Genomic DNA, 22197 nt, shown 5'->3' on the forward strand with positions numbered 1-22197 from the left:
TCAAGCCATGAATTCCATTGTCCCGGCCGCTGCCCAATCGCGTCTCTGGCGAGTCGGGGCCGCCTGCAGCCTGGCATGGGCGCTGTTCGTGCTGTGGGGTTGCCTCAATGAAACGGGCGCCAGCGGCGGCCTTGTGCTGCGGCTGTTCCTGTTTTTGCAAGGCCTTGGCTGCACGGACAAGCTGGTGCATGCGGGCCTGCATGGTGTTCTGGCCACGCTGCTGTGGTGGACCGGGTCGCTGCGCGCGCGCAGCCGGGGCCGGGCATGGTCTGCGGCACATGCCGCAAGCGTGGTGCTGTTGAGTGCGGCCTATGGCGGATTGATCGAGATCCTGCAGGCCATGTTCACTGCCACGCGCGGCGCCGAATGGCTGGATGCGCTGGCCAATGCCACGGGTGCGGGCCTGGCTGCGCTGCTGTGGCAACTGCTGGCATCGCGCCAGCCTGCTAAATAAAAAGATAGCGGCGGGCGCTTGCCTGGCCTGGTTTCTCGATGTGATCGGCTTGAAAGCATGCGAAGGCAAGCGCCGGCTGCTTTCAATACGATAGCATCATTCCAGCGTGATCTTCGCGTCCCGGATCAGCGTGGCCCAGCCGGCCTGTTCCTTTTGCAGATAGGCCTGGGCTTGCTGCAGGCTGCCGCCCATGGGCGTGCTGCCCTCGGACTGAAGCTGCTTGAGCACGCCGGGATCTTGCAGCGCCTGGTTCACGGCGGCATTCATCTTCTGTGCAATGCCCGCGGCCGTGTTCCTTGGCGCGACGATCAGCTTCCAGTCCACGGCCTCGAAGCCCGGAAAGCCGGATTCGGCCACCGTGGGCACCTGGGGCAGTATGGGCAGGCGCTGGGCCGAAGTCACCGCCAGCGCGCGCAGGCGCTGGCCCTTGATCAGCGGATACACGGCCTGGGGCGTGCCGAACATGTAGTGCGTCTGCCTGCCCAGCAGGTCGGTGACGGCCGGCGAAGCGCCCTTGTAGGGCACGTTGAGCACCTGGATTCCGGCCTTGAAGGACAGCATTTCTCCGGCCAGGTGGCCTACGGTGCCTGTGGAAGCCAGAGCCTGGCGGATGCCGCCGGGCTGGGCCTTGGCGGCCTGGATCAGATCCTGCAGCGACTTCCACGGCGAATCTGCGGGGACGACCAGCACCATGGGCTGCGAGGCCACCAGCGCCACGGGGAGCAGGTCGGTCCTGGGATTGAACGGCATGCTGGGCAGCAGTGCCGGATTGATGGCCAGATTGGCCGTCTGGCCCATGCCGAAGGTATAGCCGTCGGCCGCGGACTTGGCCACGGCATCCAGGCCGATGTTGCCGCCCGCGCCCGGCTTGTTGTCCACCACGATCACCCAGCGGTTGAGGTTGGCCACGCGCTCGCTGATCAGGCGGGTGACGACATCCGTGCCGCCACCCGGCGTGTAGGGCACGACCATGCGTATGGCCTTGGCCGGCCACTCGCCGGGCTGGGCCACGGCATGGCCGGCGGCAAACGCCAGGGCCAGCAGCGCGCCGGCGGCAAAGGCTCTGCGGCCCGGGCGGCTGGCTGCGGGTGCTTGAAGGGGCTGGATGGAATGCGTGTTCATCATGGTCTTGTCTCCTGGAATCCCGGCAAAGGCCGGGCAAAGCAATCCCCGGGGCGCGCGCATGCGCCTTGTGGCGGGGCGGGTTCGGCAGCGCCGGCGGTGGTCAGTGCTGCGGTCGGTATGGCTGCCTGCACCGGTGGGGCAGGGCAGCCTGCCGGTTCAAAGTGGCTGGCCCTGGGCCAACGCCTGGGCCTGCGCAGGCGTGTAGCCCAGCGCGGTCAGGATCTCCAGGCTGTGCTCGCCCAGCTTGGGCGGCGACAGGCGCACTTCAAGGTGCCTGCCGTCCAGCGTGAGCGGCAGCAGCACGGTCTTGCTGGCGCGGCCGTCGGGCAGCTCGATGGGGGCCAGCGCACCCGTGGCGTTCAGGTGCTCGTCCTCGAGCAGGTCGTGGGGGCGCGCGATGGGCGCGAACGGCAGGCCTTGTTCCTCGAAAACCTTGGCGATATGGGAGGCGCTGTAGCCGGCCATTTTTTCGCGCAGCAGCGGCATGAGCCAGCTGCGGGCCTGCACGCGGTCGTTGTTGGTGGCCAGGCGCGGATCGTCGCGCCACTCGCCCAGGCCGAAGGCATCGCAGAAGACGCGCCAGGCGCCGTCGCTGACCACGGCCAGGAAAATCTGCTCGCCGCCCTGGACCTCGAACACGTCGTAGATCGCCCAGGCCGAAATGCGCGCCGGCATGGGCGCCGCAGGCTTGCCGGTGACGGCGTACTGCATCATGTGCTGGGCGATCAGGAAGACGTTGTTCTCGAACAGCGCGCTCTGCACCTCCTGGCCTCTGCCGGTTTTCTCGCGCTGGGCCAGGGCCGCCATGGCGCCCATGGCGCCGAACATGCCGCCCATGATGTCGTTGACGCTGGTGCCGGCGCGCAAGGGGTCGCCCGGGCGGCCCGTCATGTAGGCCAGGCCGCCCATCATCTGCACCACTTCATCGAGCGCGGTGCGGTGCTCGTAGGGGCCGGGCAGGAATCCCTTGTGGCTGACATAGATGAGGCGCGGAAAGCGCTCCCTGAGGCTTTCATAGTCCAGGCCCAGCTTTTGCATGGTGCCGGGCTTGAAGTTCTCGGTCACCACGTCGGCCGAGGCGATCAGGCGCAGCGCGGCTTGCTTGCCTTCGGGCGTCTGCAGGTCCAGCGTGAGGCTTTTCTTGTTGCGGTTGAACAGCGGGAAAAAACCCGCACCCGAGCCCAGCAGCTTGCGCGTGGCGTCGCCATTGCGGCCGTGGCCCACGGGCTCGACCTTGATGACTTCGGCGCCCAGGTCGGCCAGCATCAGGCCGCAGCTCGGGCCCATGACCATGTGGGTGAACTCGACCACGCGGATGCCCGAATACGGCAGGCTGGCCGGGCTGGCGGAGGGAAGGCCGGAGAGGGTGGAATCGCTCATGAAAAGAAAAGGAAAAAGGTAATTTTTTGTATGCGTGGCTGCGGTCTGGCGGAGCTGCCCTGGGAAGACGGCGGCCCGGGCCAGGCTGGCTGCCTACGCGGCGTATTTGCGGGGCTCGAAGCCCTTGGGCAGGCCGGCCGGCGGCAGCATGCCGTAAAGCTCCTCGCCGGGCAGGCCGGCGGCCAGCGCCTGGCGCGCGGCGATGAGGCGCTCCAGATCTACGCCGGTGCGTATGCCCATGGCCTCGAACATGAAGACCAGGTCTTCGGTCACCACGTTGCCGGAGGCGCCTGGCGCATAGGGGCAGCCGCCCAGCCCCGCCTGCGAGGCATCGAAGGTGCGCACCCCGGCCTCGTAGGCGGCCAGGCAATTGGCCAGGCCCAGGCCGCGCGTGTTGTGCATATGGGCGGCGCCGGCCCGCTCGCCCAGCTCGGCGCGCAGGCGCGTGAACAGGCGCTTGACCTGGGCAGGATTGGCCATGCCCGTGGTGTCCGACAGGCCCGACTCGTCGGCCCCCGCGGCCACGCAGGCCACGGCCAGGGCAATCACCTCGTCCTCGGGCACCAGGCCCTGCAGGGTGCAGCCGAAGGCCGTGGAGATGCCGGCCTCGATATGCACCCGAGGCGCGATCTCGTCGCGCAGCCGGGCGATGGCGCGCACCTCGTCGACCATCTGCTGGGGTGTCTTGCGCACATTGGCCATGGAGTGCGCTGGGCTGGCCGACACGGGCAGCGTGATCTTGTGCGTGCCGGCACGCATGGCAGCTTCGGCGCCCTTGAGATTGGGCACCAGCGCCATGACGGTGAGGCCGGGGTGCTGGATGGCATGGGCGACGACCCGGTCGGCATCGGCCATCTGCGGCAGCAGCCTGGGCGAGACAAAGGAGCCCACCTCGATCTCCTGCAGGCCGGAGGCGGCCAGCGCATCGATCCAGGCGAGCTTGTGACCGGTGGCCATGGTGGAAGCCACGGACTGCAGGCCGTCGCGCGGGCCGACTTCGCTGATGAGAACGTCGAAACGGGGTTTGTATGACATGGGGGCGGCGCCTGGGGCTTGGATTGGCTTGAATAAAGTGTTCTAATAGATAGAACTAAATTCTTTCTATTGAAATACTGCTTGCGACTTGCTGTCTTGTCAAGACGCAGGCGAGGAGTTCCTATGCCGCGCAAATCCGCGACCGAGTCGGTGGCCGACGAAAATGCAGCGCCTGGCGGCGTGGCTGCCGTGGACCGGGCCCTGAGCGTGCTTGCCGCCTTCCGCGATGGCGATGTGGCGCTGGGCCTGGCCGAGCTGGCCGAGCGCACCCGGCTCTACAAAAGCACGGTGCTGCGGCTGCTGGCCTCGCTGGAGCATGGCGGCTGGGTGGTGCGTCAGGACGACGGCTGTTATGCCGTGGGGCCTGCCGTGGCGCGGCTGCATGCGGTCTATGCGCAGAGCTTTTCGCTGGACAAGCTGGTCATGCCCGCGCTGCGCGCCCTGGTGCAGGCCACGGGCGAGAGCGCGGCCTATCATGTGCGCCAGGGCAGGGACAGGCTGTGCCTGTACCGCGTGGACTCGCCGCACCCGGTGCGCGACCACGCGCGCGTGGGCGACCTGCTGCCGCTGGGCAAGGGGGCGGGCGGGCGGGTGCTGGTGGCCTTCGATCCCGAGCTGGGCGACTGGGTGAAGAAGGACAGGGCGCACTATGCCCGCGTGCGCGCCAACGGCTACGAGGCGCTGGTGGGCGACCGGCACAGCGAGATCGCCGGCATATCGGCGCCGGTGTTCCGCAAGGACGGCGCGCTGGCGGCCGCTCTGACGCTGACCATGCCGGCGCATCGCTATGACGAGCGCTACATAAGGAATGTGCTGGAAGCCGCGCGTGCGCTGGGCGCACAACTGCCTTGATCGTGGTGGCTTTGGGCTCCAAAGCGGCCCGAACGCTTTCCAGCAAAGCGCAAGCAGCTATCAAAAGGTGATCATTGGACGGCAGCCGGCAGGTAGTCCAGCTCCTGCCTGACCCGCAGAAAGCGTGCAAAGCGGGGCAGCCCGCTTTTCTCGTGCAGGCCCTGGTAGCGGTAGGTGACCCAGCTGCCCAGCGGCGGCGGGTTTCTGCGCAGGGCGGCCGTGAGGCCCGCGCCGAGCGCAAACTGCTGGCCCTCGGGTGTCTGTACCACCAGGGCACCGGTCATGCCTTCCCATTGGCCCTTGCCATTCCTGTAGCCGACCACCCGGGCCTCGGCATCGTCGAAGGGCTTGAGCTTGAGCAGGTCGTCGCTGCGCCCGCTGCGGTAGATGGCGCTGCCCTTGTGCAGCATCAGGCCTTCGCCGCCTCCGCGCACCACCTGGCCGAGCCAGGCCTGCAGCTCGGCTTCGCCGGCCAGCTTGCGCTGCGCCACGGCCTGCACCCAGGGGCGGTCGATGGTCTTGACCGTGGCCTGCAGCATGGGCAGACGCTGGTCGAAGCTGCCCGGGGCGGCGGGCAGGTCGAACACCATGAACCGCAAGCGGCGCCAGGCCGCATCGTCGGGTGCTGCCTGTGCCGTCGTGGCCTGGGCATGGGCGAACTGGCCGCGCCCGGCCCAGAGCTCGCCGTCCATGGGGGTGGCGGGCCACCCGGCGGTGAACCAGGCGGGCGCGGCAATCGGGTTGCCGCCGCGGCTGATGAGCCGCTGCCCATCCCAGTAGCCGCGCACGCCGTCGTATTTCTCGCTGACCCAGTAGTCCTGCAGCGGCAGACCCTGGCGCCAGACATGGGCCAGCATCAGCGCGGGCGATACCGGTGCGGCATCCCGCGCTTGAAGGCCGGGGGGCAGAACCAGACCGCAGGCGAGCAGCGTTGCGGCAAGCATGGTGTGCAGCAGGTGGCGGTAATGCATGCCTTCCCTCCGGGGTGAGTGATGCGTCGCATGCTAGGCAGGGCCTTGGGGTTTGTCGATGCAGGTCTTTCCCGAAAAGCAAAAGCCCCGCAGTTGCAGGGCTTGGGATGCGGCGAGAGGCCAAAACCGGCGCGGCCCCAGCGAGGGGCAGCAAGCAAGGGCCGCCCCGCCGCGAGGCTGCCGTCCCCCTCGGGGGAGCCGCGCAGCGGCTCAGGGGGCTACAAGTTCACACCTGGTCAGCGGACAGGCCGGCCGTCTGGCTGAAGCCGCCGTCCACATAGGTGATTTCGGCGGTCACGCCCGAGGCCAGGTCCGAGAACAGGAAGGCGGCCACGTTGCCCACGTCCTCGATGGTCACGTTGCGGCGCAGCGGGGCTGCGTCGGCCACGCGGCCCAGCAGCTTGCCGAAGTCCTTGATGCCCGAGGCGGCCAGGGTCTTGATCGGGCCGGCGGAAATGCCGTTGGCGCGGATGGCGCGGCCGTCCTCGGTGCGGCCGACGGCTTCGGCCAGGTAGCGCACGGAGGCTTCCAGCGAAGCCTTGGCCAGGCCCATGGTGTTGTAGTTGGGGATGGAGCGCAGCGCGCCCAGGTAGGACAGCGTCAGCAGCGAGGACTTGTCGTTCAGGTAGGGCAGGGCCGCCTTGGCCATGGCCGGGAAGCTGTAGGCGCTGATGTCGTGGGCGATCCTGAAATTCTCGCGCGTCAGGCCGTCCAGGAAGTTGCCGGCAATGGCCTCGCGCGGCGCAAAGCCGATGGAGTGCAGAAAGCCGTCGAACTTGCCCCAGGTGGTGCCGATGTCGGCAAACAGCTTCTCGATCTGGGCGTCGTCGCCCACGTCGCAGTCGAACACCAGCTTGGAATCGAATTCGGCCGCAAATTCGGTGATGCGGTCCTTGAAGCGCTCGCCCACATAGCTGAAAGCCAGCTCGGCGCCTTGCTGGTGGCAGGCCTTGGCCACGCCGTAGGCAATGGAGCGATTGGACAGAACGCCCGTGATCAGCAGTTTTTTACCGGCGAGAAAACCCATTGTTGTTCTCCAAGAAAGAAAGGTGGAATTTGGCTCCGCCCGGGTCGGGCAGCCCATGCGGGGCCCGGCGGGCGTCAGAGTCCGCCAGATTGGCGGTGTCTCGTCTGGGGCAGAATTGTCGCATGCGCCATTGGTTGACAGGACTTACACAGACAAGCGGACATGCCTGCCGTGCGGCGGAGGCGGAAGTCCGGCCCGGATCGAGACTGCGCCGGCCGCGTGCGGTGCTCGCACTGCTGCTTGCCGGCGCCTGGGCCGGCACGCCGGCCTGGGCGGACCATGCCTATGCCCTCTGGGGCAGGCCGCTGTATCCGCCGGGATTCGCCCATTTCTCCTATGTGAATCCGCAGGCGCCCAAGGGCGGTGAACTGCGGCTGGTGAGCAATCTGCGCATCTCGACCTTCGACAAATACAACCCGTTCACGATCAAGGGATCGGCCCCGGCCTATCTGGCCGAGCTGATGTTCGATACCTTGCTGACGCCTTCGCTGGACGAAACGGCCACGGGCTACGGCCTGCTGGCCGAGGATGTGACGGTGGCGCCCGACGGGCTGTCGGCCAGCTTCCGGCTGCGGCCCCAGGCGCGCTTTCACAACGGCAAGCCGGTGACGGCCGCCGACGTCAGACACAGCTACGAGACGCTGACCGGCCCCCATGCGCTGCCCGGCTACAAGACGCTGCTCGTCGATGTGGACGGCGTCGATGTCCTTGACGAGCGCACGGTGCGCTTTCGCTTCAAGCAGCCCAACCGCGAGCTGCCGCTGGTGGTGGGCGCACTGCCCGTCTTCAGCCGCGACTGGGGGCTGGAAAACGGCAAGCCCAAGCCTTTCGACCAGGTGGTGACGGATGTGCCCATCGGCAGCGGCCCGTACCGGATCGGTCCGGTGCGCTTCGGCAAGGACATCACCTATGTGCGCGACCCGGGCTACTGGGGCGCAAAGCTGCCGGTACGCGTGGGTACCGCCAATTTCGACCATGTCACGGTCAAGATCTACCGCGACAACACGGCCCGCCTGGAGGCGCTCAAGGCCGGCGAGTTCGACCTGATGCGGTTTTTCAGCGCAGGCGACTGGGCGCGGCGTCTGTATGGCAAGCGTTTCGACTCGGGACAGCTGGTCAAGGGCGAATTCGCTAACCGCCTGCCCTCGGGCTTCCAGAGCTATGTGCTCAATACGCGCCGGCCCCTGCTGCAGGACGTGCGCGTGCGCCAGGCCCTGGGCCTGGCCCTGGACTTCGAATGGATGAACCGCCAGATGTTCTATGGCTCCTACCAGCGCGTGCAGGGCTTGTTCGGCAACACGGCCTGCGAGACCCATGGCATGCCCGACGACCGGGAGCTGGCGCTGATGGAGCCCTGGAAAAAGGATATTCCGGCAGCGGCCTTCGGCCTGATGACCGAGCCGCCGCGCACCGACAGCGGCCAGACCCTGCGCGACAACCTGCGCAAGGCGCAACAGCTGCTGCGCGACGCGGGCTGGACCGTGCAGGACGGAGTGCTGCGCAATGCCCGGGGCGAAGCCATGGAGCTGGAATACCTGGACAGCAGCGAAAGCGGCATCCGGCAGGTGGCGCCCTGGATGCGCAACCTCGAGAAGCTGGGCATACGGCTGCGCTTTCGTCCCGTGGACTTCGCGCTGTACCAGCAGCGCGTGGACAAGTTCGACTACGACATCATCTCCATCGCCTACCAGGGCACAAACAACCCCGGCCAGGAGTTCGCCGACCTGTTCGGCAGTCGTTCTGCCGACACCGAGGGCGCGGGCAATTTCCCGGGTGTGAAGAATCCCGCGGTCGATGCCATCATCAAGAAGATGACCGAGGCCAAGTCCGAGCAAGAGCTGCTGCCGGCCTGCCATGCGCTGGACCGCATCATTGCCGCCGGCCACTATCTGATTCCTCAATGGAGCGCGGGCACGCACCGCATGGTGTACGACTCCTGGCGCCTGGTGCGCCCGGCCGTGGTGCCGGCCTATGCGCCGGGCGAGACCTGGGTGATCAATACCTGGTGGGCGCGCATGCCCCCGCGCACGGCGCCGGCTCCCTGAGCGGCATGGCGTCACCTGGTGATGGTCTCGGCAGCCAGGGCGGGCGGCCTGCCGCCGAGCTTGTCAATAGGGTTGCAAAGCGTCACAGGCTTGCGCCGTGGCCTGCAGCTCTCTGGACATAATGCGATGTTATGTGGGCTTACATACTCAAGCGCTTGTTGTTGATGGTGCCGACCCTGCTGGGCGTGCTGCTCATGACTTTCGTGGTCGTGCAGTTCGTGCCGGGCGGCCCGGTCGAGCAATACCTGGCCGAGGCCAAGGCCGGCATCGGCCGCGGGGCCGAGGGCGGCGGCATGGCCTATCGCGGCGCCCAGGGGGTGGACCCGCAGCGCATCGAGCAGATCAAGGCGCTGTACGGTTTCGACAAGCCGGCCCATGTGCGCTTTCTGCAGATGCTGGGCCAGTTCGCGCGGTTCGATCTGGGGCGCAGCTTCTTCCAGAACAAGGAAGTGTGGCAGCTGATCAAGGAAAAGCTGCCCGTCTCGGCCAGCCTGGGGCTGTGGACCTTCTTCATCAGCTACCTGGTGGCCGTGCCGCTGGGCATTGCCAAGGCCGTGCGCGCGGGCTCGCGCTTCGACCTGGCCACCACGCTGCTGATCCTGGTGGGCTATGCGATTCCGGGCTTTGTGCTCGGCGTGGCGCTGCTGGTGATCTTCGGCGGGCAGCTGCAATGGTTTCCGCTGCGCGGCCTGACTTCGGCCAACTGGGAGGAGCTGGGCTGGGGGGCGCGCATCGCCGACTACCTGTGGCACATCACCTTGCCGGTGATCGCCATGGTGGCGGGCAGCTTTGCCGTCACGGCCATGCTGACCAAGAATGCCTTTCTCGAGGAAATCCGCAAGCAGTACGTGCTGACGGCCCGGGCCAAGGGCCTGTCGGAGCGCCAGGTGCTCTACGGCCATGTGCTGCGCAATGCGCTGATCCCCATCGTGACGGGCTTCCCCGCGGCCTTCATCGGCGCCTTCTTCACAGGATCCCTGTTGATCGAGACCCTGTTCTCGCTCGACGGCCTGGGCCTGCTCAGCTACGAGAGCGTGATCCGGCGCGACTATCCCGTGGTGCTGGGCACCTTGTTCCTGTTCACGCTGATCGGTCTGGTGACCAAGCTGGTCAGCGATCTTTGCTATGTCTGGGTGGATCCGCGTGTCAAGTTTGATTGACCCTCCCGATTCGGCCCATGGCCGCCTGTCCTCCGGCCGCCGGCCGCCCGCGGCCGGGAAGGCCCATGGCCGCGACGGCTCGAACGAGGATGCCGCCCTCGTGTCCGCATCGCCGGCCGCGCCGGCCTCGCTGTCGCCGGGCAGGCGCGCCTGGCTGCGCTTTCGGCGCAACCGCCTGGGCTACTGGAGCCTGTTGCTGTTTTGCGTGATGGTGGTGCTGAGCCTGGGCGCCGAGCTGATCAGCAACGACCGGCCGCTTGTGGTGCACTACGAAGGCCGGACCTACTGGCCGCTGTGGAACGACTATCCGGAAAAAACCTTCGGCGGCGATTTCGAGACGCCGGCCGACTACCTGGACCCGTATATCCGCGACCGCCTGACCGCCGGCGACAACTGGGCCGTGTTCACGCTCAACCCCTATGGCCCCGGTACGCTGAACTACTTTGCCCAGGAGCCCAACCCCTCGGCGCCGTCGCGCGCCAACTGGCTGGGCACGGACGACCGCGGGCGCGACCTGCTGGCCCAGCTGATCTACGGCTTTCGCGTCAGCGTGCTGTTCGCGCTGGCGCTGACGGCCATCGGCGTGGCGCTGGGCGTGGTCACGGGAGCGATCCAGGGCTTCTTCGGCGGCCGTACCGACCTGGCCTTCCAGCGCTTCATCGAGATCTGGGGCTCCATGCCCGAGCTGTACCTGCTCATCATCTTCAGCGCCGTGTTCGCCCCCAGCGTCTCGCTGCTGCTGGTGCTGCTGTCGCTGTTCGGCTGGATGGGCCTGTCCGACTATGTGCGCGCCGAATTCCTGCGCAACCGCCAGCTCGACTATGTGAAATCCGCGCGCGCCCTGGGCGTGAGCAACTGGCAGATCATCAGGCGCCACATCCTGCCCAACAGCATGACGCCCGTGGTCACCTTTTTGCCGTTCCGCATGAGCGCGGCCATTCTGGCGCTGACCTCGCTGGACTTCCTGGGCCTGGGCGTTCCGCCCGGCACGCCCAGCCTGGGCGAGCTGCTGTCCCAGGGCAAGAACAATATCGATGCCTGGTGGATCTCGCTGACCACCTTCGCGGTGCTGGTCGTCACGCTGCTGCTGCTGACCTTCATGGGCGACGCGCTGCGCGACGCGCTGGACCCGCGCAAGGCCGCCGGCACGCCGGCTGCCGCGCCGCAGGGCGCCGATGCAGCCAGGGAGCCGGCATGAACCAGATTCCGAACAAGACGGCCGGCGCCGCGCAGATGCCGCTGCTGTCGGTGCGCAGCCTGGGGGTGGAATTCGCCGGCAAGAAGGTGGTGCACAACGTCAGCTTCGATCTCGCCGCGGGCCAGAAGCTGGCGCTGGTGGGCGAATCCGGCTCGGGCAAGACCGTCACCGCGCTTTCGCTGCTGCGGCTGGCCGGCGATGCCAAGCTCTCCGGCTGGGCCTATTTCAACGGCCAGAACCTGCTGGCCATGAGCGAGCGCCAGATGCAGCGCGTGCGCGGCGGCGACATGGCCATGATCTTCCAGGAGCCGATGACGGCGCTCAACCCGCTGATGACCATGGGGGCGCAGATCGCCGAGGTGCTGCAGCTCAAGCAGGGCCTGAGCCGGGCCCAGGCGCTGCGCCAGGCCGTGGAGCTGCTGGCCACCACCGGCATTCCCGAGCCCGCGCGGCGCGCCCAGGCCTATGCCCACCAGCTGAGCGGCGGCCAGCGGCAGCGCGCCATGATCGCCATGGCGCTGGCCAGCAGCCCCCGGCTGCTGCTGGCCGACGAGCCGACCACGGCGCTGGATGTGACGCTGCGCGGCCAGATCCTGGATCTGCTCGGCGATCTGCAGCGCCAGACAGGCATGGCCGTGCTCATGATCACGCACGACCTGAACCTGGTGCGCCGCTTTGCCGACCGCGTGGCCGTGATGGAGCAGGGCGTGCTGGTGGAGCAGGGGCCGGTGGCCGAGGTGATGGCTGCGCCTGTCCACCCCTATACGCGCAAGCTGCTGGCCAGCACGCCGCAGCGCGATGTGGTCGAGACGCCGGCGGACCCCGGGGCGGCGCCCGTGCTGGAAGGCCGGGGCTTGCGCGTGAGCTATCCGGTGCCGCTGGCCGGCGTGAAGGGCTGGTTTCGCCAGGGGCGCTTCGTGGCCGTGCAGGGCGCCGACGTGCAGCTGCAGCCCGGGCGCACGCTGGGCGTGGTGGGGGAGTCGGGCTCGGGCAAGTCCACGCTGGCCCAGGCCGTGCTCGGGCTGCTGGCGCACGAGGGCGAGTTGCGCGTCGCGGGCCAGGCCTGGCAGCAGCCCGCATCGCGCAACGTGCCGCACAACCGCAGCCTGCGCCGCAAGGTGCAGGTGGTGTTCCAGGATCCGTTTTCCTCGCTGTCGCCGCGCCTGACGGTGGAGGACATCGTGGCCGAGGGCCTGCAGGTGCATGCGCCGCAGCTGAGCGCTTCGGCGCGCCGCGCCAAGGTCGTGGCCATGCTGCGCGCCGTGGGCCTGACGGACAGCCAGTTCCCGGGGCTGCTGTCGCGCTATCCGCATGAATTCTCGGGCGGCCAGCGCCAGCGCCTGGCCATTGCGCGGGCCCTGATCGTGGAGCCCGAGCTGCTGGTGCTGGACGAGCCGACCAGCGCGCTCGACGTCACCATCCAGCAGCAGGTGCTGCGCCTGCTGCAGCAGCTGCAAAGGCAAAGAGGACTGGCCTATCTGCTCATCACCCACGATGTGGACGTGATCCGCGCCATGGCCCACGACGTGATGGTGATGAAGGAGGGCGCGGTGGTGGAAGCGGGCAGCGTGCAGCAGGTGCTGGGTGCGCCGCGCGAGGCCTACACGCGCAAGCTGGTGCAGGCAGCGGGCTTGCCGCAAGAAGGACTGGCGCCGGAATCTTTAAATTGATAGCTGCTTTCGCTTGTCAATCAATAAATACAGGGTGAAATAGATCTGAAATCTAGGAAATAAATGCGCAAGCAGCTATATTTTCAGGAGTTTTGCATGCGATGCACAGGAATCCACATGGGAAAGTCAGTGTTTTTCCGGCGCGCTTGCTCTGGATATGGCCTAATCGAAGGTTTCCAACCTTCCGCAACTTCCAAGTAGAGAATTCGACATGGGCAACAAGATCGTTACCGAAGCTGACCGCAAAGCCACTCCCCGTCCCCAGGCACCCAATGGCGTGACCCTGCCCACGCCCGGCCGTGGCCAGCGCGTGAGCCGTGCCCGCGGCGCGCACACCCACACCAAGAAGAACCCTGGCAAGCGCCACGGTTGATCGGCGGCATGCCGGCCCTGCCGGCAGCCATCGACGCAAAAGCCCCGGGAGCCAGGCTCCCGGGGCTTTTTGTTGGGCCGGCCGGAATCGGTGATTCGTGGAGCTACTGCCCGCGGCCCATGAAGCTGGGCTCGCCAGGCCGTGGCGGGCGGCAGGAGCCTGTGCCGGCCGCCCGCATGTTCCCTCCCGTGGCGCGCAGCGCATGGAGGCCCGGGCGAGCGGCTCGGGCGGTGTTTCGCCTCAGCGCTTCAGGGCCTTGAGCTGCCGGCGCAGCTGGTGCACTTCCTCGATCAGGTCCGTGGTCAGCGCGGCCAGTTGCGGGTCGGCGTCGAAGCTGTGCTCCAGCTGGGCAATGCGGCGTGCCCGTACCAGTGTCTGGCTGCTGAAGCGCCACTGCTCGGCGGTGATCTGCGCGGGGCTGCCCGCATCCTCGTTGTCGTAGCGGATGACGCCGGTCTGCACATGCTCGATCACCCATTGCGGGCTGGTGCGGCAATGGCGGGCCAGATCCTGCAGGCTCAGGGCCGCGAGGTCCAGCAGTTCTGCGGGTTCGTAGAAGGGGTAGTGGTTGGTGGAGCTCATCGGTTTGCCTTTCAGCTCAGACTGCGGGCATCAAAGCCGGGGAAGGCCTTGGCGAAGTCGGCGTATGCCTGTTTCTGCGCGGCGTTCGTGGCGGGCGGAAACACCACGTCCAGCACCAGATACAGATCGCCCGGCGTGACCGAGGGCAGGCCCTTGCCCTTGATGCGCAGCTTGCGCCCCGAGCGGTAGCCCGCGGGCACGGTGACTTCCAGCTCGCCCGCCAGCGTCTTGAACGGAATGGGCCCGCCCAGCTCCGCCTCCCAGGGTGCCAGTGGTACGCGCTGGTAGACGTCCTTGCCTTCGCTCCACCAGCGCGGATCGCTGCGGAAGTGCACCTCCAGCAGCAGATCGCCCGGCCCGCCCTTGCCCAGGCCGGGGTTGCCCTGGCCGGCCAGGCGGATCATCTGGCCTTCGCGCACGCCCTTGGGAATGCTGACCTGCAATTCCTTGTCCTTGTAGGTGGGCAGACCCTGCTCGTCGAGCACCGTGGTGCGCAGGTGCAGCGAGCGCAAGGCACCGCTGTAGCTGTCCGCCAGGTCCAGCTCGATGCTGGCATGCTGGTCCTGGCCGCGCATATCCGGTGCGGCATGGCCGCCATGGCTGCGCCGCGCGCGCGCGGCCTGGCCGAACATCTGCGAGAAGAAGTCGCTGAAGTCCGCATCCCCGTTCGGACCCGTGCCTTCGCTGTGGAAATGAAAGCCCTGCTGGTCCCAGCCCGGCGGCGGCTGAAAGCCCGCGCCGTTGCCGGCACCTGCGCCCGCATGCCGGGGTGCTTCACCCAGCGCATCGTAGGCGGCGCGCTTTTCGGGGTCGGACAGCACGGCGTTGGCCTCGTTGACCTCGGCCATGCGCGCGGCCGCGTCGGCCTCCTTGCTGATGTCGGGATGGTATTTGCGGGCCAGCTTGCGGTAGGCCTTCTTGATGTCCTCGGCGGAGGCTTTCTTGTCCACGCCAAGTATCCGATAGTAGTCCTTGTAATCCATGGAGTCACCAATCTTTGAGCCCAAGAAATCTCGACGCACCGCAGCCGGCCACCGCATGGGCGGTGTCCGGTTTTGCGGCCGCGCCTTTCACTATAGAGAAAGAATGGGGCATAAGAGCCAGGGTTCAAGCATTGCGCCCCGCAATGGGTGCGGCGCCAATGCCGGATGGCCGCGCCATGTATTGATTAGCGGCTACCATCCTGGCTTGCCATGCGAAGCCGTCGCATGGCGTGAACAGGAAACGGCCGATCCGGCCCGGCAGGAGCGAGGCGCTTTTTCGCCGCAGGCGGCGGCTTTCCTGGCTGTACAGGTTCTACAGGAGATTCCATGCAGGAAAAGGGCGGCGACGCCATGCCGGAGCAACAGATGAAGCAGCAGGCGCCGCAATCGGGCGAATGGCTGGTGGTGTGCCTGTGCGCCGCATGGTGCGGCACCTGCAAGCAATACCAGCAGCCTTTCGAGGCGCTGGCATCCCAGTTCCCGCAGATGCGCTTTGTCTGGCTGGATGTGGAAGACCGCGAGGACGTGGCCGGCGATCTGGATATCGAGACTTTTCCCTCCGTGCTGGTGGCGCAGGGCGGCAAGGCGCGCTTTCTCGGCCCAGTTCTGCCCCAGGCGCAGGTGCTGGCGCGCATGCTGCAGGCGCTGCCCGACGACCCGGCGGCGCGTCCTGCCGATGCGGCCGAGGCCCAGCAATTGCTGGCGCGCGTGCAGGCGGCGCAGGACCTGGATGAAGTCTTGCGCTGAGCGCCGTTTTGTGCAAAGCATTTTTGCGAAAACGGCCGTTTGAGGATACAATTGCGACTTCACGACCAAACGGGCGGGTACACACCGCCCGTTTTTTTTGGGCAATTGTTTGGTGATCGCCAGGCAGGCCTTGCGCATGAGGCGCAGGCCTGGGCACTGGAATCGATGGCCGGGCATTTCGGGACTGAACTGATTACACGTGGCACTACAGCAAATCGTTGAACAAACCGTAACAGGTCTGGGCTATGACCTGGTAGAGATAGAGCGCTCTGCGGGCGGTCTACTGCGCATCACAATTGATTTGCCTTGGCAGGCGCCGGTGGAAGGCGCGCCCGTGCAGCCCGAGGGGATGGCTCCCGAACAGTTCGTGACCGTGGAAGACTGCGAGAAGGTGACGCGCCAGTTGCAGTTCGCGCTGGAGGTCGATGGCGTGGACTATGCCCGCCTGGAAGTCTCGTCCCCGGGCATCGACCGCCTGCTGCGCCATGAACAGGATTTCATACGCTTCGAAGGCGAGGTGGTGGACCTGACGCTCAAGGAGCCCATCGGCGCTGCCGGCGGCGACAAGATCAGCGCCAATCGCAAGAAATTCCGCGGCACGCTGGAGCGCACCGAAGAGGGCGGCTGGCAGATCGTCTGGAGCGACGAGCCGCCGGTCAAGCCGGGCCAGCGCGTGAGCAAGAAGCGCGAGCCGGCGCCATTGCAGGCACTGGGTTTTACGCTGGACGAGCTCAAGGAAGCACGTTTGGCTCCGATTGTGAATTTCAAAGGGCGCGCGGCCAAGCCGGTTTGAGGCAGGGCCTTTGTGTCGGATCGTAGGGGCAAAGAGGCTGGAACCAGAGACCTCTTTGTGTGATTGAAATAGGAGAGTCGTCGCATGAATCGCGAACTGTTGATGTTGGTAGAAGCCATTTCGCGTGAAAAGAACGTGGAACGCGATGTGGTGTTCGGTGCCGTGGAATCCGCACTGGCCCAGGCCACGAAGAAGCTGTACCAGGGTGAGGTAGACATCCGCGTGGCCATTGATCGCGACAGCGGTGAATACGACACCTTCCGTCGCTGGGTGGTGGTGCCCGACGATGCCGGCCTGCAGAACCCGGATGCCGAAGAAATGCTGATGGACGCCGAAGAGCGCGTGCCCGGCATCCAGGTGGGTGAGTTCATCGAGGAGCAGGTCGAGTCGCTGCCCATCGGCCGCATCGGCGCCATGGCTGCCAAGCAGGTCATCCTGCAGAAGATCCGCGATGCCGAGCGCGAGATGCTGCTCAACGAATTCCTGGCCCGTGGCGAAAAAATCTTCACCGGCACGGTCAAGCGCATGGACAAGGGCGACATCATCGTCGAGTCCGGCCGTGTGGAAGGCCGCCTGCGCCGCAGCGAGATGATCCCCAAGGAAAATCTGCGCAACGGCGACCGCGTGCGCGCCATGATCATGGAGGTGGACGCCACGCTGCGCGGCGCCCCCATCATCCTGTCGCGCTCGGCGCCCGAATTCATGGTGGAGCTGTTCCGCAACGAAGTGCCCGAGATCGAGCAGGGCCTGCTGGAGATCAAGAGCTGCGCCCGCGATGCCGGTTCGCGCGCCAAGATCGCCGTGCTCTCCCACGACAAGCGCGTGGACCCGATCGGCACCTGCGTGGGCGTGCGCGGCACGCGTGTGAATGCCGTGACCAACGAGCTGGCCGGCGAGCGCGTGGACATCGTGCTGTGGTCCGAGGACCCGGCCCAGTTCGTCATCGGTGCGCTGGCTCCGGCCAATGTCTCGTCCATCGTGGTGGACGAGGAAAAGCATGCCATGGACGTGGTGGTGGATGAAGAGAACCTTGCCATCGCCATCGGCCGCGGCGGCCAGAACGTGCGCCTGGCGTCCGAGCTGACCGGCTGGAAGATCAACATCATGGATGCCGCCGAGTCGGCACAGAAACAGGCTGACGAGTCCGCAGTGGCCCGTGAGCTGTTCATGAAGAATCTGGATGTGGACGAGGAAATCGCCAACATCCTGATCGATGAAGGTTTCGAGACCCTGGAAGAAGTGGCCTATGTGCCGCTGCAGGAAATGCTCGAGATCGAAGCATTCGACGAAGAGACGGTGAACGAACTGCGTAGCCGGGCCAAGGATGCATTGCTGACACAGGAAATCGCACGCGAGGAAAATGTGAGCAAGGCATCCCAGGATCTGCTGGCACTGGAAGGCATCACGCCTGAACTGGTGGACAAGCTGGCGCAGGCAGGTGTGCATACCCGTGACGATCTGGCCGACCTGGCCATCGACGAGCTGACCGATATCACCGGACAGACCGCCGATGAGGCCAAGGCGCTGATCATGAAGGCACGCGAGCACTGGTTTGCCGATGGGCAAGAGTAAGGTCAGGGAGGTTCAGAGCATATATGTCGAGTAATACGGTTGCAGAGTTTGCGAAAGAGCGCAACACGACCCCTGATACCTTGCTGCAGCAGCTCAAGGCGGCCGGGGTGGACAAGGGTGGTGCCGGCGACACGCTGACGGACAGCGACAAGCAGCGCCTGCTCAGCCATCTGCAGGCCAGCCATGGCGGCGGCAAGAAGATCACGCTGACCAAGAAGTCCACGAGCGAGATCAAGCAGGCCGACGCCTCGGGCCGTGCACGCACCATCCAGGTGGAAGTGCGCAAGAAGCGCACTTTCGTGAAGCGGGAAGACACGCCCGCAGAAGCCCAGGCCAATGCCGAAAGCATGGCCAAGGCAGTGCAGGAACGCGCGGCGGCCCAGGAGCTGGCCCGTCGTGAAGAACAGGCTCGCCAGCAGGTTGAGCAGTTGCGCCATCAGGAAGAAGAATTGGCCAAGGAACGTCAAGAGCGCGAAGAGCGCGAGCGCCGCGAGCGCGAAGCCGAGGAACGGGCTGCAGCCTATGCAGCCGCCGAGGCTGCCAAGGCTGCAGAAGCCAATCGCGTCAAGGAAGAAGCCCAGCGCGAGCATGCTGCCGAAACGGCTGCCCGCCAGGCTGCACAGGCCGAGGCCCGCGCCAAGGCGGAAGCCGAATCCAAGGCTCGCGCCGAGGAGGAAGCTTCGCGCGCCAAGGATCTGGACGAGCGCCGCCGCAAGGCCCTGGCGGAGGCTGAAGCCATCCGCGCCATGATGGCCGCGCCCAAGAAGGTGCTGGTCGCCAAGAAGCCCGAGGAGCCCAAGAAGGCTGCCGCGGCGCCTGCGGCCGCCGATGCCAAGAAGAATGCCCCCAAGGCTACCGGTACGGCCGGTGGCGCCACTGCGGGCGCGGGTGCCCGCACTGGCGGCGGTGCCGGTGCCGGCGCCGGCAAGGAAGTCAAGTCGGCCAAGCTGTCGTCCAGCTGGGCTGGCGAAGGCAAGAAGAAGGAAATCAAGACCCGTGGCGACAGCTCCGGTGGTCTGGGTGGCCGCACCAACTGGCGCGGCGGCCCCAAGAGCGGCCGACGCGGCCGTGGCGACGACCAGCAGAACCAGCAGCACGCACCGGCCGAATTCCGTGCCATCGAAGTGCATGTGCCCGAGACCATTACCGTGGCCGAACTGGCCCACAAGATGTCCATCAAGGCATCCGAGGTCATCAAGGTGCTGATGAAGATGGGCCAGATGGTCACGATCAACCAGCCGCTGGACCAGGACACGGCCATGATCGTGGTCGAGGAAATGGGGCACACCGCCAAGGTCGCGGCACTGGATGATCCCGAGGCCTTCACGGCCGAGGAAGTCTCCAGCGCCGAAGCCGAGCAGCTGCCGCGCGCTCCCGTGGTGACCGTGATGGGCCACGTGGACCACGGCAAGACCTCGCTGCTGGACTACATCCGCCGCACCAAGGTGGCGTCGGGCGAAGCCGGCGGCATCACGCAGCACATCGGTGCCTACCACGTGGAAACGCCGCGCGGCATCATCACCTTCCTGGACACCCCCGGCCACGAGGCTTTCACGGCCATGCGTGCCCGCGGTGCCCAGTCCACCGACATCGTGATCCTGGTGGCCGCTGCCGACGACGGCGTGATGCCCCAGACCAAGGAAGCCATCAAGCACGCCAAGGCGGCCGGCGTTCCCATCGTGGTGGCCATCACCAAGGCCGACAAGCCTGAAGCCAACCCCGAGCGTGTCAAGCAGGAGCTGGTCGTGGAAGAGGTGGTGCCGGAGGAATACGGCGGCGACTCGCCGTTCGTGGCCGTGTCCTCCAAGACCGGCCAGGGCATCGACGAACTGCTCGAGCAGGTGCTGCTGCAGGCCGAAGTGCTGGAACTCAAGGCGCCGGTGGATGCCGCCGCCAAGGGTATCGTGATCGAAGCCCAGCTGGACAAGGGCCGCGGTACCGTGGCCACGGTGCTGGTGCAGTCCGGTACGCTGAAGGTGGGCGACGTGGTGCTGGCCGGCCAGACCTATGGCCGCGTGCGCGCCATGCTGGACGAAGACGGCAAGCAGACCAAGGAAGCCGGTCCGTCGATCCCCGTGGAAATCCAGGGCCTGTCCGAAGTGCCTCAGGCCGGTGACGACTTCATGGTGCTGAGCGACGAACGCCGTGCCCGCGAAATCGCGACCTACCGCGCCGGCAAGTTCCGCAACACCAAGCTGGCCAAGCAGCAGGCTGCCAAGCTGGAGAACATGTTTGCCGAGATGTCCGCTGGCGATGTGCAGACGCTGCCCATCATCATCAAGGCCGACATGCAGGGTTCGCAGGAAGCGCTGGCCGCCTCGCTGCTCAAGCTGTCCACCGACGAGATCAAGGTCCAGCTGGTGTACTCCGGCGTGGGCGGCATCTCGGAATCGGACGTCAACCTGGCGCTGGCTTCCAAGGCCATCATCATCGGCTTCAACGTGCGTGCAGACGCCCAGGCCCGCAAGACGGCCGAAGGCAACGACGTGGACATCCGCTACTACAACATCATCTACGACGCCGTGGATGAGGTGAAGGCGGCCATGTCCGGCATGCTGGCGCCCGAGAAGCGCGAGGAGATCATCGGCATGGCCGAGATCCGCACCGTGTTCGTGGCCTCCAAGATCGGCACGGTGGCCGGCTCCTACGTCACGCAGGGCCATGTCACCCGCAACGCGCATTTCCGCCTGCTGCGCGACAACGTGGTCATCTACACGGGCGAGATCGAGTCGCTGCGCCGCATGAAGGACGACGTCCGCGAGGTCAAGGAAGGCTTCGAGTGCGGTATCAAGCTCAAGAACTACAACGACATCCGCGAAGGCGATATGCTCGAAGTGTTCGAGATCAAGGAAATCGCGCGTACGCTGTAATCCATGGCTACTCGAAAGAAGTCCGCTGCGCCCAACCGCAGCTTCAAGGTTTCCGACCAGATCCAGCGCGATCTGGCGGAACTGATCGCGCGCGAGCTCAAGGACCCGCGCGTGGGCATGGTCACGCTGCAAGGCGTGGAGGTGACTCCGGACTATGCCCACGCCAAGGTGTTCTTCAGCGTGCTCGTGGGCGACCCCGAAGCGACGCAGGAAGCGCTCAACCAGGCCGCAGGCTTCCTGCGCAACGGCCTGTTCAAGCGCCTGCACATCCATACCGTGCCCACGCTGCACTTTGTCTACGACCGCACCACCGAGCGCGCGGCCGACATGAACGCCTTGATCGCCAAGGCAGTGGCGTCGCGCGGCCCTGAAGAAAGCTGAGCACATGAACGCCACACGCACAAGGGTGCAGCGGCGCCCTGTGCATGGGGTGTTGCTGCTCGACAAGCCGCTGGGATGGTCCAGCAACGATATCTTGCAGAAGGTCAAGTGGCTGCTGCGCGCGGAAAAGGCCGGGCACACCGGTACGCTTGATCCGCTGGCCAGCGGCGTGCTGCCGCTGTGCTTCGGCGCTGCCACCAAATTCAGCCAGCTCCAGCTGGAAGCCGAAAAAACCTACGAAGCCATTGCCCGCCTGGGCCAGACCACGACCACGGCCGATGCCGAGGGCGAGGTCGTGCGCGAGCGTGCCGTGGACGTGGCTGCCATCACGCCCGAGCGGCTGGCCGCCGTGCAGGCGCAATTCACCGGCGACATCCGGCAGGTGCCGCCCATGCACAGCGCGCTCAAGAAGGATGGCAAGGCGCTTTACGAATATGCGCGCGCCGGCCTGGAGGTGGAGCGTCCCGCGCGCGATGTCACGATCCATGCCCTGGATCTGGCGTTGACGCAGGATGAGCAAGCGCAACCTGCTATCAGGATGAGAGTGACCTGCAGCAAGGGCACCTATATCCGTACGCTGGGCGAGGACGTGGGAGAGGCCCTGGGCTTCGGTGCCCACCTGCGTTTTCTGCGGCGCGTGGAAACCGGCGGCATCGATGTGGCGCGCTGCGTCACATTGGAAGCGCTGGAGGCGATGAGCGAAGAGGAGCGCCTGGCCCAGGTGCAGCCCGTGGATGCATTGCTGCACCGTCATGCCGTCGTCACTCTGGGCGAACAGGATGCAGGGCGTTTTCTATCGGGCCTGCGTCGCAGAGGGTCTTGGGCTGACGCGTCGGCGGTCGCCGTATATGGTGAGCGTCCGCATGCCCTATTGGGGGTTGGTCGTGTGGTACGCGGGGAGCTGATCCCCGAGCGCCTGCTCAGCCCGCTCGAAATTCAACAGATTTTGGAAGGCACGCCGCGCGCATGAGCCGCGGCA

The 22197-nt window shown here is 66.3% G+C and carries 20 protein-coding genes; 13 read left to right on the top strand and 7 right to left on the bottom strand.

Going from position 1 to position 22197, the window contains the following annotated elements; translation table 11 throughout:
• Positions 1 to 7 precede the first annotated feature (7 nt).
• Positions 8 to 454, top strand: coding sequence for a VanZ family protein (locus tag V8Z74_RS21145; protein ID WP_349711045.1), 447 nt, complete (start codon positions 8 to 10; stop codon positions 452 to 454).
• Positions 455 to 550: 96 nt separating this feature from the next.
• On the opposite strand, the gene V8Z74_RS21150 is transcribed toward V8Z74_RS21145, so the two are convergent.
• From V8Z74_RS21150 to V8Z74_RS21160, 3 genes are all read right to left on the bottom strand, one after another.
• Complete coding sequence (locus V8Z74_RS21150) at positions 551 to 1579, bottom strand: Bug family tripartite tricarboxylate transporter substrate binding protein (protein WP_349711047.1); 1029 nt, start codon at positions 1577 to 1579, stop codon at positions 551 to 553.
• Between the two features lie 156 nt (positions 1580 to 1735).
• Positions 1736 to 2959: a CaiB/BaiF CoA transferase family protein gene (locus V8Z74_RS21155; protein WP_066470349.1), complete on the bottom strand. Its 1224-nt coding sequence runs from the start codon at positions 2957 to 2959 to the stop codon at positions 1736 to 1738.
• A gap of 93 nt (positions 2960 to 3052) precedes the next feature.
• Positions 3053 to 3994, bottom strand: coding sequence for a hydroxymethylglutaryl-CoA lyase (locus tag V8Z74_RS21160; RefSeq protein WP_349711048.1), 942 nt, complete (start codon positions 3992 to 3994; stop codon positions 3053 to 3055).
• A 123-nt stretch (positions 3995 to 4117) separates the two neighbouring features.
• Between V8Z74_RS21160 and V8Z74_RS21165 the strand changes: the two genes are divergently transcribed.
• Complete coding sequence (locus tag V8Z74_RS21165; protein WP_349711049.1) at positions 4118 to 4846, top strand: IclR family transcriptional regulator; 729 nt, start codon at positions 4118 to 4120, stop codon at positions 4844 to 4846.
• 71 nt (positions 4847 to 4917) lie between these two features.
• Here V8Z74_RS21165 and V8Z74_RS21170 read toward each other — a convergent pair whose 3' ends face one another.
• Both V8Z74_RS21170 and fabI read right to left on the bottom strand, forming a co-directional pair.
• Complete coding sequence (locus tag V8Z74_RS21170; protein ID WP_349711050.1) at positions 4918 to 5817, bottom strand: DNA ligase; 900 nt, start codon at positions 5815 to 5817, stop codon at positions 4918 to 4920.
• Positions 5818 to 6043: 226 nt separating this feature from the next.
• Complete coding sequence (gene fabI / locus V8Z74_RS21175) at positions 6044 to 6844, bottom strand: enoyl-ACP reductase FabI (protein WP_349711051.1); 801 nt, start codon at positions 6842 to 6844, stop codon at positions 6044 to 6046.
• A 224-nt stretch (positions 6845 to 7068) separates the two neighbouring features.
• On the opposite strand from fabI, the gene V8Z74_RS21180 reads away from it, so the two are divergent.
• The 5 genes from V8Z74_RS21180 (at position 7069) to V8Z74_RS21200 (ending at position 13290) form a co-directional block, all read left to right on the top strand.
• A complete protein-coding gene (locus tag V8Z74_RS21180; protein ID WP_349711052.1) occupies positions 7069 to 8889 on the top strand; it encodes an extracellular solute-binding protein in 1821 nt (606 codons plus the stop codon).
• Between the two features lie 131 nt (positions 8890 to 9020).
• Positions 9021 to 10049 (top strand): microcin C ABC transporter permease YejB, encoded by a 1029-nt coding sequence (locus V8Z74_RS21185; protein WP_349711053.1) that lies wholly within the window; start codon positions 9021 to 9023, stop codon positions 10047 to 10049.
• Positions 10050 to 10149: 100 nt separating this feature from the next.
• Positions 10150 to 11247, top strand: a complete 1098-nt coding sequence (locus V8Z74_RS21190; protein ID WP_349711078.1) for an ABC transporter permease — start codon at positions 10150 to 10152, stop codon at positions 11245 to 11247.
• Positions 11244 to 12917 carry an ABC transporter ATP-binding protein gene (locus V8Z74_RS21195; RefSeq protein ID WP_349711054.1) on the top strand — a complete coding sequence of 558 codons (1674 nt, stop codon included), beginning with the start codon at positions 11244 to 11246 and terminating at the stop codon, positions 12915 to 12917. Before V8Z74_RS21190 ends, V8Z74_RS21195 begins: the two co-directional genes overlap by 4 nt.
• A 211-nt stretch (positions 12918 to 13128) precedes the next feature.
• The gene (locus V8Z74_RS21200) at positions 13129 to 13290 is read left to right on the top strand and encodes a hypothetical protein (protein WP_169798035.1); all 162 of its coding nucleotides are present in this window, start codon (positions 13129 to 13131) and stop codon (positions 13288 to 13290) included.
• A 240-nt stretch (positions 13291 to 13530) separates the two neighbouring features.
• On the opposite strand, the gene V8Z74_RS21205 is transcribed toward V8Z74_RS21200, so the two are convergent.
• Both V8Z74_RS21205 and V8Z74_RS21210 read right to left on the bottom strand, forming a co-directional pair.
• Positions 13531 to 13872, bottom strand: coding sequence for a chaperone modulator CbpM (locus V8Z74_RS21205; protein ID WP_349711055.1), 342 nt, complete (start codon positions 13870 to 13872; stop codon positions 13531 to 13533).
• Between the two features lie 11 nt (positions 13873 to 13883).
• Positions 13884 to 14855: a DnaJ C-terminal domain-containing protein gene (locus V8Z74_RS21210; RefSeq protein ID WP_349711056.1), complete on the bottom strand. Its 972-nt coding sequence runs from the start codon at positions 14853 to 14855 to the stop codon at positions 13884 to 13886.
• Between the two features lie 351 nt (positions 14856 to 15206).
• On the opposite strand from V8Z74_RS21210, the gene V8Z74_RS21215 reads away from it, so the two are divergent.
• From V8Z74_RS21215 to truB, 6 genes are all read left to right on the top strand, one after another.
• Positions 15207 to 15602 (top strand): thioredoxin family protein, encoded by a 396-nt coding sequence (locus V8Z74_RS21215; RefSeq protein ID WP_502879588.1) that lies wholly within the window; start codon positions 15207 to 15209, stop codon positions 15600 to 15602.
• A 199-nt stretch (positions 15603 to 15801) separates the two neighbouring features.
• Entirely contained in the window at positions 15802 to 16395 is a 594-nt protein-coding gene (gene rimP / locus V8Z74_RS21220; protein WP_066470327.1) for a ribosome maturation factor RimP, read from the top strand.
• An 84-nt stretch (positions 16396 to 16479) separates the two neighbouring features.
• Positions 16480 to 17967, top strand: a complete 1488-nt coding sequence (gene nusA, locus V8Z74_RS21225) for a transcription termination factor NusA (RefSeq protein ID WP_066470324.1) — start codon at positions 16480 to 16482, stop codon at positions 17965 to 17967.
• Positions 17968 to 17990: 23 nt separating this feature from the next.
• Positions 17991 to 20837 (top strand): translation initiation factor IF-2, encoded by a 2847-nt coding sequence (infB, locus tag V8Z74_RS21230; protein ID WP_349711057.1) that lies wholly within the window; start codon positions 17991 to 17993, stop codon positions 20835 to 20837.
• Positions 20838 to 20840: 3 nt separating this feature from the next.
• Positions 20841 to 21218 (top strand): 30S ribosome-binding factor RbfA, encoded by a 378-nt coding sequence (gene rbfA / locus V8Z74_RS21235; RefSeq protein WP_066470315.1) that lies wholly within the window; start codon positions 20841 to 20843, stop codon positions 21216 to 21218.
• Between the two features lie 4 nt (positions 21219 to 21222).
• A complete protein-coding gene (gene truB / locus V8Z74_RS21240; protein ID WP_066470312.1) occupies positions 21223 to 22188 on the top strand; it encodes a tRNA pseudouridine(55) synthase TruB in 966 nt (321 codons plus the stop codon).
• Positions 22189 to 22197 lie beyond the last annotated feature (9 nt).

Source organism: Comamonas sp. w2-DMI, from assembly GCF_040187735.1.
GTDB lineage: Bacteria > Pseudomonadota > Gammaproteobacteria > Burkholderiales > Burkholderiaceae_C > Comamonas > Comamonas terrae.

Excerpts from the sequence above, each read along its gene's own strand:
- V8Z74_RS21145 (WP_349711045.1), top strand. The coding sequence starts at position 8 with ATGAATTCCATTGTCCCGGCCGCTGCCCAATCGCGTCTCTGGCGAGTC.
- V8Z74_RS21150 (WP_349711047.1), bottom strand. The coding sequence starts at position 1,579 with ATGATGAACACGCATTCCATCCAGCCCCTTCAAGCACCCGCAGCCAGC.
- V8Z74_RS21155 (WP_066470349.1), bottom strand. The coding sequence starts at position 2,959 with ATGAGCGATTCCACCCTCTCCGGCCTTCCCTCCGCCAGCCCGGCCAGC.
- V8Z74_RS21170 (WP_349711050.1), bottom strand. The coding sequence starts at position 5,817 with ATGCATTACCGCCACCTGCTGCACACCATGCTTGCCGCAACGCTGCTC.
- V8Z74_RS21215 (WP_502879588.1), top strand. The coding sequence starts at position 15,207 with ATGCCGGAGCAACAGATGAAGCAGCAGGCGCCGCAATCGGGCGAATGG.
- V8Z74_RS21200 (WP_169798035.1), top strand. The coding sequence starts at position 13,129 with ATGGGCAACAAGATCGTTACCGAAGCTGACCGCAAAGCCACTCCCCGT.
- V8Z74_RS21210 (WP_349711056.1), bottom strand. The coding sequence starts at position 14,855 with ATGGATTACAAGGACTACTATCGGATACTTGGCGTGGACAAGAAAGCC.
- V8Z74_RS21205 (WP_349711055.1), bottom strand. The coding sequence starts at position 13,872 with ATGAGCTCCACCAACCACTACCCCTTCTACGAACCCGCAGAACTGCTG.
- V8Z74_RS21185 (WP_349711053.1), top strand. The coding sequence starts at position 9,021 with ATGTGGGCTTACATACTCAAGCGCTTGTTGTTGATGGTGCCGACCCTG.
- V8Z74_RS21160 (WP_349711048.1), bottom strand. The coding sequence starts at position 3,994 with ATGTCATACAAACCCCGTTTCGACGTTCTCATCAGCGAAGTCGGCCCG.
- V8Z74_RS21195 (WP_349711054.1), top strand. The coding sequence starts at position 11,244 with ATGAACCAGATTCCGAACAAGACGGCCGGCGCCGCGCAGATGCCGCTG.
- V8Z74_RS21165 (WP_349711049.1), top strand. The coding sequence starts at position 4,118 with ATGCCGCGCAAATCCGCGACCGAGTCGGTGGCCGACGAAAATGCAGCG.
- truB (WP_066470312.1), top strand. The coding sequence starts at position 21,223 with ATGAACGCCACACGCACAAGGGTGCAGCGGCGCCCTGTGCATGGGGTG.
- nusA (WP_066470324.1), top strand. The coding sequence starts at position 16,480 with ATGAATCGCGAACTGTTGATGTTGGTAGAAGCCATTTCGCGTGAAAAG.
- rbfA (WP_066470315.1), top strand. The coding sequence starts at position 20,841 with ATGGCTACTCGAAAGAAGTCCGCTGCGCCCAACCGCAGCTTCAAGGTT.
- fabI (WP_349711051.1), bottom strand. The coding sequence starts at position 6,844 with ATGGGTTTTCTCGCCGGTAAAAAACTGCTGATCACGGGCGTTCTGTCC.
- infB (WP_349711057.1), top strand. The coding sequence starts at position 17,991 with ATGTCGAGTAATACGGTTGCAGAGTTTGCGAAAGAGCGCAACACGACC.